The sequence below is a fragment of the Gluconacetobacter azotocaptans genome (genome assembly GCF_014174355.1).
Classification (GTDB): Bacteria; Pseudomonadota; Alphaproteobacteria; order Acetobacterales; family Acetobacteraceae; genus Gluconacetobacter; species Gluconacetobacter azotocaptans.
Genome location: NZ_JABEQF010000003.1, coordinates 297,818 through 311,353, shown reverse-complemented (window position 1 = coordinate 311,353; position 13,536 = coordinate 297,818). Strand labels below are relative to the sequence as shown.

12 protein-coding genes are annotated in these 13,536 nt (G+C 64.5%); 5 read left to right on the top strand and 7 right to left on the bottom strand.

Going from position 1 to position 13,536, the window contains the following annotated elements; translation table 11 throughout:
• Positions 1–58 precede the first annotated feature (58 nt).
• Complete coding sequence (locus tag HLH34_RS05440) at positions 59–1,042, bottom strand: MotE family protein (RefSeq protein WP_342354496.1); 984 nt, start codon at positions 1,040–1,042, stop codon at positions 59–61.
• Positions 1,043–2,075: 1,033 nt separating this feature from the next.
• On the opposite strand from HLH34_RS05440, the gene HLH34_RS05435 reads away from it, so the two are divergent.
• Together HLH34_RS05435 and HLH34_RS05430 are read left to right on the top strand one after the other, a co-directional pair.
• The gene (locus tag HLH34_RS05435; RefSeq protein WP_183118564.1) at positions 2,076–2,324 is read left to right on the top strand and encodes a hypothetical protein; all 249 of its coding nucleotides are present in this window, start codon (positions 2,076–2,078) and stop codon (positions 2,322–2,324) included.
• Between the two features lie 543 nt (positions 2,325–2,867).
• Complete coding sequence (locus HLH34_RS05430) at positions 2,868–5,030, top strand: tetratricopeptide repeat protein (RefSeq protein WP_240161480.1); 2,163 nt, start codon at positions 2,868–2,870, stop codon at positions 5,028–5,030.
• Positions 5,031–5,057: 27 nt separating this feature from the next.
• Here the strand turns inward: HLH34_RS05430 and HLH34_RS05425 are convergent, their stop codons facing one another.
• The 4 genes from HLH34_RS05425 to HLH34_RS05410 all read right to left on the bottom strand — a co-directional run bounded on the left by HLH34_RS05425 (position 5,058) and on the right by HLH34_RS05410 (position 8,315).
• On the bottom strand, positions 5,058–5,393 hold the full coding sequence (locus HLH34_RS05425) for a hypothetical protein (RefSeq protein WP_183118563.1): 336 nt from the start codon (positions 5,391–5,393) through the stop codon (positions 5,058–5,060).
• Positions 5,394–5,549: 156 nt separating this feature from the next.
• Positions 5,550–5,843, bottom strand: coding sequence for a putative quinol monooxygenase (locus HLH34_RS05420; protein WP_183118562.1), 294 nt, complete (start codon positions 5,841–5,843; stop codon positions 5,550–5,552).
• A gap of 84 nt (positions 5,844–5,927) precedes the next feature.
• Positions 5,928–7,244: an MFS transporter gene (locus HLH34_RS05415; protein WP_183118561.1), complete on the bottom strand. Its 1,317-nt coding sequence runs from the start codon at positions 7,242–7,244 to the stop codon at positions 5,928–5,930.
• 183 nt (positions 7,245–7,427) lie between these two features.
• Entirely contained in the window at positions 7,428–8,315 is an 888-nt protein-coding gene (locus HLH34_RS05410) for a DMT family transporter (RefSeq protein ID WP_183118560.1), read from the bottom strand.
• A 171-nt stretch (positions 8,316–8,486) separates the two neighbouring features.
• Between HLH34_RS05410 and HLH34_RS05405 the strand changes: the two genes are divergently transcribed.
• The gene (locus HLH34_RS05405; RefSeq protein ID WP_183118559.1) at positions 8,487–9,446 is read left to right on the top strand and encodes a helix-turn-helix transcriptional regulator; all 960 of its coding nucleotides are present in this window, start codon (positions 8,487–8,489) and stop codon (positions 9,444–9,446) included.
• Between the two features lie 122 nt (positions 9,447–9,568).
• Here HLH34_RS05405 and HLH34_RS05400 read toward each other — a convergent pair whose 3' ends face one another.
• Both HLH34_RS05400 and HLH34_RS05395 read right to left on the bottom strand, forming a co-directional pair.
• Complete coding sequence (locus tag HLH34_RS05400; RefSeq protein ID WP_244959663.1) at positions 9,569–11,641, bottom strand: putative bifunctional diguanylate cyclase/phosphodiesterase; 2,073 nt, start codon at positions 11,639–11,641, stop codon at positions 9,569–9,571.
• A 500-nt stretch (positions 11,642–12,141) separates the two neighbouring features.
• Entirely contained in the window at positions 12,142–12,408 is a 267-nt protein-coding gene (locus HLH34_RS05395; protein ID WP_183118558.1) for a hypothetical protein, read from the bottom strand.
• Positions 12,409–12,542: 134 nt separating this feature from the next.
• Between HLH34_RS05395 and HLH34_RS05390 the strand changes: the two genes are divergently transcribed.
• Both HLH34_RS05390 and HLH34_RS19605 read left to right on the top strand, forming a co-directional pair.
• Positions 12,543–13,031: a DUF2721 domain-containing protein gene (locus HLH34_RS05390; RefSeq protein WP_240161482.1), complete on the top strand. Its 489-nt coding sequence runs from the start codon at positions 12,543–12,545 to the stop codon at positions 13,029–13,031.
• Positions 13,032–13,379: 348 nt separating this feature from the next.
• Positions 13,380–13,511 (top strand): hypothetical protein, encoded by a 132-nt coding sequence (locus HLH34_RS19605; protein WP_264784490.1) that lies wholly within the window; start codon positions 13,380–13,382, stop codon positions 13,509–13,511.
• Positions 13,512–13,536: the final 25 nt, after the last annotated feature.

Here is a 13,536-nt window from a genome sequence, read left to right as displayed (position 1 = left end):
GCCTTTGGCCGTCACTCCGGGACGCGTTCCCCCGTGACAAACCCGGCGAGGTTCATGGCTATTGCCGCGAAGGTTTCAGCGGCCCCTGCTCGGCCAGCCGCTGCGTGGGCGGGTTCCGCGACCACCAGGGCGATGCCCCGATATCGGCCGCCTGCTCCGCCTTGCCGTCGTCCGATGCATGGGTCGTGTGGAAACTCCTCACGCCAGCCAGGAATTGTGAAACCAGGTTCACACGTTCCGGCGTCATGTACCCCATGATGGCTGAAACCTTCCGAGGGCTCATCGTGTTGGCGAGAGACACCAGCACATGGATATCCATGATGTTGAAGACCGCCGCAGCCTCCTTGGCGGGCATGTCCTCGTATATCCTCACCAGCCTGTCGGTCTCGGCCAGCATGATCTCGCGTTGTGCCGCCTGCTTTTGGGCAAGCTGCGCCATGGACGCGTCGAGGTCGCGCATTCGCTGGTCAAGCGCGGCATTGGCCGCATTGAGGACATGCCTCTGATCGTCCAGAGTCTTCTGTTCACTGTCGATGCCGGATCGGCGCGCCAGAATATCCCTGACCAGGTCCGCCTCGGCCTTGCCGACCTTGGGATCGACATCCCCGTCCGGGCCGGTCGCCGCCGATGCTGTTCTTGCGCAGGGCACGCCCGGCTGGCACCCCCCTTCGGACGCGGACGCCTTCTTCGCCTGCGCGGAGGGGGAAACCGCGTTTACGGCTGTGCCGTTCTCATCGGACGTCAGAAGGGACATCCACCCCTGGGCATCATTGGTGCTTTTGATGGCCTCCCTGCCGCCGGCCTGGGTCGGGGAATCCTGGCCGGACGGCTGAGGATCGTCCGAACCCGTCCCGGCAGCCGGCCCTTCCGCTGCCTGGGCCTGAGGCATGATGGTCGGCTCGGTCGCGTCCGCGCCATCGTCTTTAAAGTGGCTGGCAAGCGCATGCATGTTCATCGCCAGCAGAAGCGTCATCAGGCTTGACGAAATGGGTACAAGTTTTCCGAATGACAGACGGGGTATTTGCATCACGACCTGGTCCACTCGTGGTTTTCTGACGGCTGCCACAAGCAATGTCCCCGGCACCGGCCAAGGGCACGAATATTTATACAGTCCACAGGCTGTCCATCAGGTATTGCCCTGCCGAACGCCGGTCCACGCTACTTATACCATCTGTGCCGGTTATGCCACCTGCCGCGATCCGCTGCCACAGCCTGCGGAACGGGGGACGTAACGTCATGCGCGCGTCGCCCATGGAGAACGGCTGGACAGCCCCCGGCTGGTCTGGTCCGGCCCAGTCGCCCTGCCGAACACATGATCACCGTCCCTCATACCACTTCCCTTGGATTTTCCCTGCCTGGCCATGCTCGCGCCGTCCATTCCCGGCGGTCCGGCCCCCTCACACCCCTGGATCGGCAGCGTTGCGGTTCGGCCTGTATTGCTAGCCCTCGTAAGCAGAAAATCAGACGTCGTACAGAATACTGATGGGGTGGAATGGTCGCTCCTGTCAAGCCATGCAGAATTTTCAGCATCAGCCTGAACCTCTCGCCCCCGCCGTGGAAAGGTCGGTGATCGGGCCAACGGGCGTGCCGTCGCGGTAATCGCTGGCCGTGTCCCGACGCTGAAATTCGTTTGCGCATTCGCCAACGGCAGAATGGCAGCCATTTTCCAAATTTTCACGGTTACTGCGGATCGGCCTCAGATCCATTGCGTCAGGTCCGCACTCTATCACCGGCCCGCATCGTTACATTTCTTAAATATTTGCTCCGTGGGAAAGGACGGGGGACAGAGGCCAAAAAACACCTTGGCTAAGGCATGGCCATCCCATAATCTGAGGTGGTATAGGTCAGCCATGGCTCATGGCATGGCGGCCGTTGTGGACGGTCCTGTCGATGCCGGGGGTCAGCGGTCGCTGCCGGAACATGATGAACCAGGAAAGACGCATCGTGCCTGACAGGGATCATAAAGCAGGAAGCTACAATCCGGCGGCACGTTTGCCGTTCGGTCCGTTTCGGCTTCTCTGCCGGGAAGATCTTTGCTTTCCCTGTTCTTTCTCCGACTTTGAAGGGCGATAAAGATGGCAGACACTTCGGCGGCCGCGGCGCTGGCTTCCAGCATGCGTGCAGCGACCACGGAAATGACGCATGCGGCCTATCGGGCCGCGAAGCCGGAACATGCGGCGGCCACCGGCATGAATATCGTGTCCAGAAATGTCGATGGGTCGACGTCGTCCGCACAGTTCGATGCGACGGGACAGATCATTCCCTCGACGACGTCGCACAAGCAGAATTCCGCAACGGCAAGTTTCGTCAACCTGCTCGCCTGACCGGCGCCCGCACGTGCGCGGTTCCGTCAGATGGGTTCATCACGCGTAGGGTGGGTGCCTTCGTTTCGCCGCCGTCGGTCATCATCGCTTCATGCGCCGTCACCGACGAACCGGGCTGCGGATGATTTTCGCCACAGCGCCCAGGCATTCAGCCTTCAGGATTGACGACACGTGCATTTCAAAGCCTCGCGCGTGAGAGGTCGCATCGCGCTTCCGGTTATCATGCTGCTGTCATGCTCGGCTATGACTCCGGTGATGGCCGCCGGGCGCCACCCCGCCCCCACCTCTGCCCCTGCCCCGACCCAGGTGCAAGGCGCGCCGCAGGATAACGATCCCTCCGAAGCGGGGCTCCCGAAAGGACTGCCGTCTTCATGGAAGGCGACGGTTCTTGATGTTCCTGCCCCGCCTTCGAAGGCGGGCGCCGGCAACAGGAGCAGGAACGCCAGGGTCAGGACCACGGCCACGACCGCCGCCACGGGGGCGAACGTGCCGCCTCAGGCCGAACCCTCGCGGAATCGCGTTCTGATACCGCTGCCTCCGCACATGGGAATCGCCGGGTTCCCTAGTGGCGACAATTTCGTCATCGTCGTCGACAATGCCGAGCCGATGGACACCAGCGCGTTGCGCGGCGACGGCATCTTCTCGACACTCACCGTCAATACCCTGCCCGATGCCACCGTGATTCAGGTGCGCCTTCCCGACACCCGGCATCTCTACCTGTCGCAGCAGTCCGAAGGATGGGTGCTTGGAGACAAGCCCCCGCCCGAAGCCGATTACAACGACAGGCCCGTCATCAACCCGCGGCAGGGCGACAGCGGGGGCATCCTGTACCCGATGCGCCGGCCTGGGCGCGTGCTCTCGATCACCGACCCGACCTCGGGCGCGCGACTTCTTGTCGGCACCTCGGCAAGTGACGACGGCGGCATCCTTTCGCTTCGAAACGGAGACGGGTACGACGTGTGGCCGACGACGGAGGGGGTGGTCGTTGCGGCCCGGTCTCCGGACATCGGCCTGAAGGCGACGCCCGAGGGCGCCCTTCTGACCTCGTCCGGCACATCCGTTCCCGACAGTGCGGCGGCGGTCTACGGCAGTGACGTCGACCTGCACTGGCTGGACCTTCGAAACCTTTCGGGCAAGGCGCTTGGGGCACGCTTCCATAATGCGACCATCGCCGCCGCGGATTCCCAGCCGGCACAGCGCTTCGCGCGCCGCCTTGACGCCGCACGGGCCGCATTCGGCGCCGGAGCCTTCGTGGAAGCGCGCGGCATCCTGACCGTCGCCCTGCAGGATGACCCGGAAGAAGGGGCCCGGTCGGATGTCCGGTTCCTTCTCGCGGCGTCCGAACTGCTCAGCGGGAGCACGGAAGAAGCGTCCTTGCTGGCCGGACCATGGCCGGACGACCAGGTGCGTGCGACGCAGGTCTGGCGCGGTCTTTATCTAGCGTCCACGGGGGGGCATGACACGGAAGCCGCGTCCCTTCTGGCGCGGGATTTCGCAAGGCTGAAAAACTATCCCGATACCGTGCGTGATATCGTTCTTCCGATCGCCGCCGAAGAGATCGGGCGCTACGGGTCACCGGATGAGCTGTCCGCGCTGGACGGCATGCCGGCAGGCGCACCGTACCTGCTGGCCGCCGCGTTCAAGGAATTGCGGACCGGCAAACGCGACCGGGCCTACGCGGCGTTCCGGAAGCTGGTCGACAACAGGAACCCGATCATTTCCGAAAAGGCCCTCGAGCAGGTGATCTCGCTCGACCTTGCCGATGGTCGCATAACCCCCGACTCGGCAGCCGAGCAGTTCGGCTCCATGATCCCGGACGCACGTCTGGCCGGCCGGGAAGCCGCCGTGCGTCTGTTGCAGGCCGATGTGTATGGACGGATGGAAAAATGGAGCGACGCGCTGACCGCCATTGATCAGGCGCAGGCCGCATCGTCCCTGGTATCGCACGATATGGTCGCTCCGCTTCTTTTCCAGACCCTTGCCGAGATTGCCGACGCAGGGGCAAAGGGAACGGACCAGGGCAGCCTGCTGCACAATACGGCGCTGCTGAGGGCGCATCTGCCGGAGCTGCCGCCCGGGCCGAAGAAGGGGGACATTCTGGTTCCCTATGGCAAGATGCTTCTTGCGCTCGGGCTGCCGGACGAAGCGGCCCAGGCGTTCTCCGACGCAATCCCGATGCTTGATTCTCCTGCTGTCCGCGCGCTGGCGGGCGAGGAGCTTGCGAACGCCGATATCGCGAGGAACCTGCCGAAGGACGCGGCGGAGGCACTGGCAAGAACGGACGATCCCGGTCTTCCGGTTGAGCTGAAAGCGAACGAACGCAGGATATTGGCAAAGATAGCCCTGGCGACGGGCGACCAGACGGCCTCCCTTTCCCTGCTGCGGGGGGATACGAACATGGCCGCGCTGGACATGAGTGCGCGCATTCATGAAGGGAAGGACGAGTGGGCCGCGGCGGTGCGCGATGTGCGCAGGATCGCGGAAACCGAAATCCCGAAGAAAAACCCGCTGACAAGGAAACAGCAGGCTCTTGCGCTTCGTCTGGCGTCGGACGCCGCGCAGGCGGGTGATCGGCCCACGCTGGATTGGATCACCGACCGGGTCGGGGACAGGCAGATGGAACATAACAGCGAGCGCGTGTTCAAGCTGCTGACAAAGCGTCAGGAAGTAACGTCCTCGATAAATTCGATTTCCCTGCCCGAGTAAGGCCGGCGCCGCCGGCCGCCCACCGCCCTACGGAATATATGCGTTCGTCGGCGGGACCTTCTGGACGGGCATGTTCAGCCTGTTCGCGTTCTGGTCCTGCGTCAGACCCGTCGGCCCTTCCGCGACCTCGCGGGCGACGTTCGGCATAAGGTCGGGGCGGCTCCAGCAATCCACGCCATTCCAGCTCTGCGTGCAGTAGGGCTGCGGGGCCGGTGGCCTGGCCTGTGGCGCGCACCAGTCCTCGCCTGCCTGGATATAGCCGGCATTGCAGTCGCGTCCGGTCAGGCGCTTGGCAATATTGTCCGGGGCGCACCCGGTAACAGCCACGGCCAGGAGTAACGTAATCCTGCGCTTGATCATCATAGATACCAGTTTGCGTCCCTCAGAGGCTGATTTGAACTGCGGCCTGTCAAGCAAGAGTGCCGCCGCGCAGCGGGGCGCGAACAGGACATGGTTCAAACCAGTCTCTCAAGATTTTGCGCATGCCACGCGGTGTTGGACAAGTCCAGCCGGTGGCCGCTACGCCACCGGATCGAGGAACGTGACGATCGATGCGCCGCCTTCGACCAGTGTCTTGATCGCATCGTTGAAACGCCGGCCATGCGCCATGCCGATATGGGCCTCGAACGCGGCCGCATCGCGATAGGTCTCTTCCACATGGAAGAACGCCGGGTCGCTTTCCAAGCGGTAGACGACAAAGCGCACGCAGCCGGGTTCGGCACGGACATCGCGCGCCAGGTCCCGCAGCAGGCCGGCAAGATGCTCCGCCTGTCCCGGCAGCGCGCGCATGGTGGCGTAGAGGGATTTTTGCATCCGGTTTCACTCCCCGGGTCATGAAGTTGGGCGTCCATGCTACCCTATCATGCCGCAGCACGTCTCAGGGCGCTGCTCGCCGTGTCATTGTTCGGGCAGGGCGCTGTTGTCGGTTTCCGGCGCGGCCGTGAACAGCGCCAGCACCGCCAGCCCCAGCGCCGCGCCGGTGACGGCGAAGACCGGGGCCGTGCCGCCGCGTTCGGCGATCAGGCTGACGCCGAACACCCCGCCGATGGCCCCCAGGCGGCTGATCCCCGACGCCAGGCCCATCGCGGTCGCGCGGATGCGGGTGGGAAACAGTTCGGGCGTGTAGGCGTACAGCGCCGCGACCGCGCCGTTCAGTCCCGCCGAAAGCCCCATGGCCCCCGCCAGCAGGCCGGCGACGCCCTCTGCCCGGACCAGCAGCAGCGCCGACAGTGCGGCCAGCAACAGCGCGCCGATCATCACCCGCCGTCGCCCCAACGGGCCGTTCAGCCAGGCCGCAACGAAATATCCGGGGATCTGCGCCGCGAAGATCAGCAACGACAGGCCGAAACTGTCGGACAGGTTCAGCCCGTGCTTCAGCAACAGGCTCGGAATCCACGAAAAGAAACCGTAGAAGGAGAAGAACAGCCACGTCCACAGCCACACGCACAGCAGCACCCGCGAACGCCACCGCGCCGACCACACACCCGGACCGGCCGGCGAAGCCCCCTCCGCCCACGCCTGGTCCGGCGGAAGCCGATCGCGCCCTCTGCCCCCGGCAAATGCCTGGATGACCAGACGCGCCTCGGCATGGCGGCCCCGGATTTCCAGCCAGCGCGGCGATTCCGGCAGCGCGCGCCGCCACCACAACAACAGCAGGATCGGCAGGCCCGTCATCACCGAGGCCATGCGCCAACCCTCCGGCGCGGCCGAGACGACGAAATAGCCCAGGCACGCGGCCAGGAAATAACCGAACGAGAAGAACCCGACCACCGCCCCGCACAGTCGCCCGCGCAGGCGTGCCGGCAGGAATTCGGCGATATAGGGGATGATGACCACGGCCTCGGCCCCCGTGCCGATGCCACAGACCAGGCGCAGGACGAAATAGGACTGCCAGTCCTGTGCCAGGGCGCTGAGGCATGACGCCACGCAATACAGCGCCAGCGCCGACATCATGATGCGCCGGCGACCGATCCTGTCCGCCAGGAAGCCCGAGAGGAACGAGCCGATCAGATAACCCTGCGACGTGCTGGAGGCGATCAGCCCCGCCTGCACGCCCGACAGATGCCAGGCCCCGCGCAGGACCGGCAGGAAAAACGCCAGGGACGACCCGTCCAGACCGTCGAACAGATAACCCAGCCCCCCGATCAGCAGCAGGCGGACATGGACGCGCGACAGGGGCAACACATCGAGCACCGACGACATCATGACCGGCATATCACCCCTGTCCGCCTGCCTGTCCATATCGTCCCCTGCCCCGGTTGCCGCGTCGTTCGTCAGACCGAGTGTGGAACGATCCGCCGCCCCGATCCAGCGTTGCCGGATACGGCCAGGCGCATGGTCCGCCCGATTTGCGCCAAGGGCGAAGCCCGACCTTCCTTCTCCTACGGGGTCGTGCCTTTACGACCGGACCGGCGTCGGGACGCCCAGCCGCCCCAGCGGCGCGAAGGTGACCAGATTGCCCAGCAGGATCAGGATCACACCGGTCGTCATGCCCGATGTCCACAGCGTGCCTTCATAGACGATGGAGATCGCCAGCGCGACGACGGGCGACAGGATGGTGGTATAGGCCGCGCGGTCCGCGCCGATCCGATGCACCAGGTGAAGATAGGCCAGGAACGCCACCACCGATCCCGGGACCGCAAGATACAGCAGCGACCCGATCCATGCGGGATCGGTCGATCCGGCCAGTGACGACCCGCCCGCCAGGACCCGGACGGCCAGGAACACGCATCCCCACACCATGCCGCGAAAGACCGCGTTCGGCAGGTCGACCCCCGAAGCCACCGCCCGGCGGGACAGCATGTTGCCGCACGAGAACAGGAACGTGCCCGTCAACGCCAGGATGGTTCCGATGGGGGAAATACCGCCGACACCCGTCAGGCCGGTCAGGAACCCCACGCCCGCGATCGCGATGCACCCGCCCAGTACGCTGCGCAGGCCGGGGCGATGGCGGAAGAACACCCATTGGTTGAGCGTATTGAACAGGGTGGCCAGACTGAAGATGACCGAGACGGTGCCGCTGGCCAGATAGGTCTCCGACCCGTAGATCGCCAGGAAATTACACGAAAACAGGCAGGCCCCCATCGAGGCCAGCCAGCCATGAACCCGCAACGGGACCGGCCGCCACCGTCCCGACAGACGCAACCACGCCCCCATCACCAGGGACGCCAGAAGAAAACGCCAGAAAATGGCCGTTTGAGGCGTCGTCACGCCGACCTGGACATGAATGGCAAACCACGTCGTGCCCCAGATCAGGACGACCGCGAAGAACAGCAAGGCAAGCATGACCGGACCTTTTCTGGGCGGAACCTGATCCAGCCTAGCGGAAACAACCGGCCGGGGCCGGCCGGCCGCTGTCAGGATCATGCTGTTTGTTGGCGCCATCGTCGTTGAACCGGCCCCCCGGCGCTGTATGGTCGGTGCAGGAAGCCACGACCCCATGCCCAGTCCCGTGCGATGACCAGCCTGTCCGACCTGACCGTATTTCGCTGCCTCCACGACGCCGGCGTCGCGCTGCAGGCGTCATCGCAGATCGGCGACGGCCTGGCCATCGCGGTGTGGGACCGGAACGAAATTGCGTTTACCCGGTACGACAACCCCAACCACCATACCCTCAGCCTTTATCTGGAACATGGCGAAGGCTTCCGCAAACGGCTGAACGACGGGTGGAAGTGCAGCAACGGCGCGGGCGATCTGTGCCTGATGCCCGCCCGGGCGACCAGCGACTGGGAGGTCAGCGGGCCGATCCGGATGTTCCATCTCTATATCGCGCCGCATGCCTTCGACCGCGCGACGTGCGAGATGTTCGACATGGACCCCGCCCGCGTCAGCCTGCGCGAGGACGCCTATTTCCGGCATGGCCCGCTCGAGGACGTGGTGCGGTCGGCCATCCTGCCGCTTCAGTGGTCGCGGCCCGCCGACCGGGTGGCTGTGGGCCAGGCGGCGACGGGCCTGATGGCCTACCTGCTGGCCCACATGACCGACCGGCGTCCCGACCTGCCACGGCGAGGCGGCCTGTCCATGGCGGCATTCCGCCGGGTCGAGGCGCTGGTCGATGCCCATATGGACCACCCCCTCTCCCTCGACGACCTGGCCGGAGCAGCGGGGTTGAGCAGCTTCCATTTCGCGCGCGCCTTTCGCCAGTCGCGCGGCGAGACGCCCCACGGCTTCGTGACGCGCCGGCGGATCGAACGCGCGCAGACCCTGCTGCGCCGGGGCTGGCCCCCATCGCGGATCGCCATCCTGTGCGGCTTCAGCAGCCACAGCCACCTGACGGCCCGCTTCCGGACGCACACCGGGCTGACCCCCACCGAATATGCCCGCCATCACGGGCGGACGCCGATTGGATTTGAAGACAAGGGCGTTGTCCTTGACCCACCAAAGGACATAGCCCTTTGGAAACCCCAGACTTTGTGAAACGAACGGGATGCAAGGGCCGAAGCCCTTGCCGGGTTCGGGCAGAGCCCGACCTTCCTTTTCCTTATAATTTGGCACCCAGGGGCCAATCCCTTGAGGCGGGAAGACCCCTGAACCGGTTCCTAATCCCGATGGACGTCCAGAAGCTTCCGCGCCTCTGCCGCCGGACAGGGGTAGCTGAAGAAAAATCCCTGGATTTCGGAACAATTCACCTGCTTCAGGTAATCGAACTGCGCCTGCGTCTCCACCCCTTCGGCGGTCGCCACCACGCCCAGGCTGCCGCACAGGCCGGTAATCGCCCGGACGATCGCCCCGCCGTCGCCCATGCCGTTGCCCATGTCGCGGATGAAGCTGCGGTCGATCTTGATGCGGGTGAAGGGCAGGCTGTGCAGGAAGCTGAGGGATGAATAGCCCGTCCCGAAATCGTCCAGCGCGATCTGTACGCCCATGTCGCGCAACTGGCGCAGCACGCGGCCCGCATGGGGTACGTCGTCGATCATCGCGGTTTCGGTAATTTCCAGTTCCAGACGCATCGCATCCAGCCCCGAGCATGCCAGGGCGCGCTTCACCGTTTCGACCAGCCCGCCATGTCGGAACTGGGCCGCCGACACATTGACCGAGACGACGGTATCGGCCGGCCAGCCGACCGCCTCGCGACATGCAGCATCCAGCGTCCAGACGCCGATGTCGTACATCAGGCCCATGCTTTCGGCGGCCGGGATGAAATCACCAGGCGAGACCAGGCCCCGCTGGGGATGCTGCCACCGGATCAGGGCCTCGAAACCGACGATGCGGTTGGTCTTGAGATTCAGGAACGGTTGGTAATACAGGACGAATTCGTCCCGCTCCAGCGCAAAGCGCAGGTCGCGTTCCAGCTCCATGCGCCGGCGCCGCGCCTCATCCATGTCCGGATCGTAGAAACGGATGCGGCTGGCGTCTCCATCCTTCGCGTGCTGGAGCGCGATATCGGCGTTCCACAGCAGGGTGTCGCGATCGGCACCGTCCTCGGGGAAGCGAACGATGCCGATACCGACGCCGACCGTGACCTCATGCCCCAGAACGGCAATCGGTCGCGTCAGGGCGGTGCGCAGGCGGCGCGCCAGAGCGTCGATCCCCCCATCTTCCTGTTCCGAATGCGCGACGATCGCGAATTTGTTGCCGCGAAGATGCGCGCCCAGATCGGACGATCCCAGGATCGCCCGGATACGACCGGCGGCAATCCGCAGCAGTTCGTCCCCAGCCGCATGCCCCATCGTGTTGTTGACACGCTTGAATCCGAAAAGATCAAAATAGAAGACGGAAAACCGGTTGCCGGGCCGCGCGCAATGTATCTGCAGATGCCGCTGCAAACCGTACAGGTTCGCCAGGGCCGTCAGGGGATCGTGCTGTTCGAGGTAGGTTGCCCGGCTTTCCGCCTGCCGCCGGGCGGTCATGTCGTCGCAGGTCACGACGCGGCGGCCGTCGGGCAGCACGAAACACGACAGCAGGACCGAACGATCCAGGCGCCGGATCTCGATCGTCCAGTCGCGCTGCTCCTCCAGTCCCACATGAGTCTGATGCAGGACCATCGCATCGCCCCCATCGCCGGGGACGCCCATCAGTTCGGACAGCAGTTGGTCGGACGACGTTCCGTATCGAAGAAGGTCCTCCGACAGGCCGAGAATGGCGCCGAAGCGGGCATTGCAATAGACGAGCCCATGGTCGGCCCCGAACAGCGCAACCCCTTCGGACAGTTTTCGCAGAATGATATCCAGCGCCGTATCAGCCGGGCAGTGCGGCCCGGCCGGCAGTTTCTGAACCGTCAGGTCGCGGATGAAGGCCGCGGCCCCGACCGTCGGCCGGCCCTGGTCGTCGGTAAAGGCATGGACGACGACCTGCGCGCGGAAACGGCTGCCGTCCTTGCGCCCGGCCGTGCCGGTTCGTTCGCCTCGCCCCCAGTTCCACGCGGCCTCCAGCGCCTGCGACAGCACACCCACCCCACCCTGGTCGGACGGAAAGAGATCGGAGAACGGCCGGCCCAGGATATCGGCCGCCCGATAGCCCGAGATCCGCTCGGCATCGGCGCTCCAGCCCGTGATGTCACCGGCATGATCGAGAAGACAGATGAAATGGTCAGGCAGGACCGGCGCCGCGGCAAGGCCGATCGGTACCGGGCAGAGGAACAGCGATGAATCCGTCAGGAACGCCATGTCCATCCACTCGATCCAGATTTTCGCCGCTTCGCCCCGAAGACATGCGCGCCGACGAAAGAAACCGACAGTATACGTGCAGGGCCGGAAACAGATCCGCACGTGCGTATAAGAACCGGGCCGTCACCCCTCGCCCCGATCCGTCCCGGATCTGTCGCATTCCCTGATGGAAAAAACCGAAAAGATTCCGAAACGGCTATCCTTGCCGGCCCTTCGCATGATGTCCCTCCTGGACGTCCGGACACATCCACCCCATCACCGAAATTCCGCCGGGATGCCCGCATGCGACAGAAGCACTCCGTAAACACTAGGGACACCAGATTGACGAAGTCAATATGACATCGAAATATATACCGATCACCGAGGCGGGCGGCTGGTCACGCACAGGGATTCGGCGACGGACGGCGATGCCGGACGATGGTTCATGTCGGACAATCCATGGCCAGGCGGCCCAGAAAGACGCGGGAGCGTTACAATAGGCGCAAGCCTCGGAAATTCAAGGCCTTCTATCCGATGGGGCGCCCGCCCTGCGATACGTCGGACCGTCCGGCCCGCGCCGCCTTCCACGCGGCCTCCAGCGCATCGGGCATGGTGTCGTGAAATGCGCTCCATTGCGGTGGGGCGTCGGGCAGGCCGACCGCGGCACGCCAGCGCAGGACCGCATCGGCATCCGCCACTTTCTCGATCCGGACCGCCCAGTCGTCCGGTATCCGCGCCATCAGGCGGGCCAGACGTCTTTCGGGTGTCAGCGGCATCGCATAATTATGGGACACAGCACGGCCCTCCTGCACCCGCAGACTGGCCGATTCAGGAAAGCGGAACAAGACAACTCGGTATGCCCTGTTGCGCCGCGCGTCCCGATTGGCTTCAACCCTGTAACCGACGACCAACCGGAAGGCGCCCCATCTTGTCCCCCTTTCCCGCCCTGCTCCCCGACGAACCCGTCGACAGCGTCGCCCATCTGATCCAGACCGCGCTGACGCCAGTCTTCATGCTGTCGGGCATCGGCACGCTGCTGAACCTGTTCAACACGCGCCTGGCCCGCGTGTCCGACCATATCGAGAAAGCGACCGAAACCCTGGACCAGGCCAACAGCGCCACGCAGCGCCGCCGCCTGCGCCAGCACCTGAAGCACTTGCACCGCCGCACCCTGCTGCTGGACGCCGCCATCCTGCTGGGCGCCATCGGCGGGGCATCGGCCTGCGGCGCCGCCTTCGTCCTGTTCCTGGGCAGCCTGCGGGATTCCGCCGTCGCCTGGTGGCTGGTCCTGATGTTCGGTGTCGCGCTGACGTGCACGGTGGGCGCGCTGGGCATGTTCCTGTGCGACAGCCTGGTGGCGTGGCATGGGCTGCGCATGACGACATCCTGGATGCGGCTGCCCAAGCCGAAAAACTGACCGGCATCACGGGCAGGGGATATTCCCCGGCCCGCCGATACCAGCGAACTTTTTTCGATCACATCGGCGTGTGGTGAAAAATAAATCATTCTGCTTAAAATTAAGTCACTTTCCGGGGCCTCATTTGGTCCTGCACCGGTTATCGCCTAGAATCGCGTCAGGATTCCCTGCGATCTATTCCGTCGACGAACCCAAGTAAACGACCACATGTTCACAGAATGAACAGAATATTCATGTGTCGTTTACTATGCATTTTTCAGCTATCAGACCCCATATTCTTTCCTGTTGCGCAGGCCCGGGATTCGGTGTTGGTTCCCGCCCCAACACCAATCCATAGGATTTTAGATAATGCTTATTCAGGAAATCGGTAACCTTGTCGCCAACTCGATGGGCGTCGCGTCGTTCCTGCCGCTGGTTGCCTTTCTGCCGATCGTCGCCGCCCTGGTGGTCGCCACCGCCGTGTCCGACCGCATCGCCTGACTCCCACGCCGTCCGGCAGGGCCCG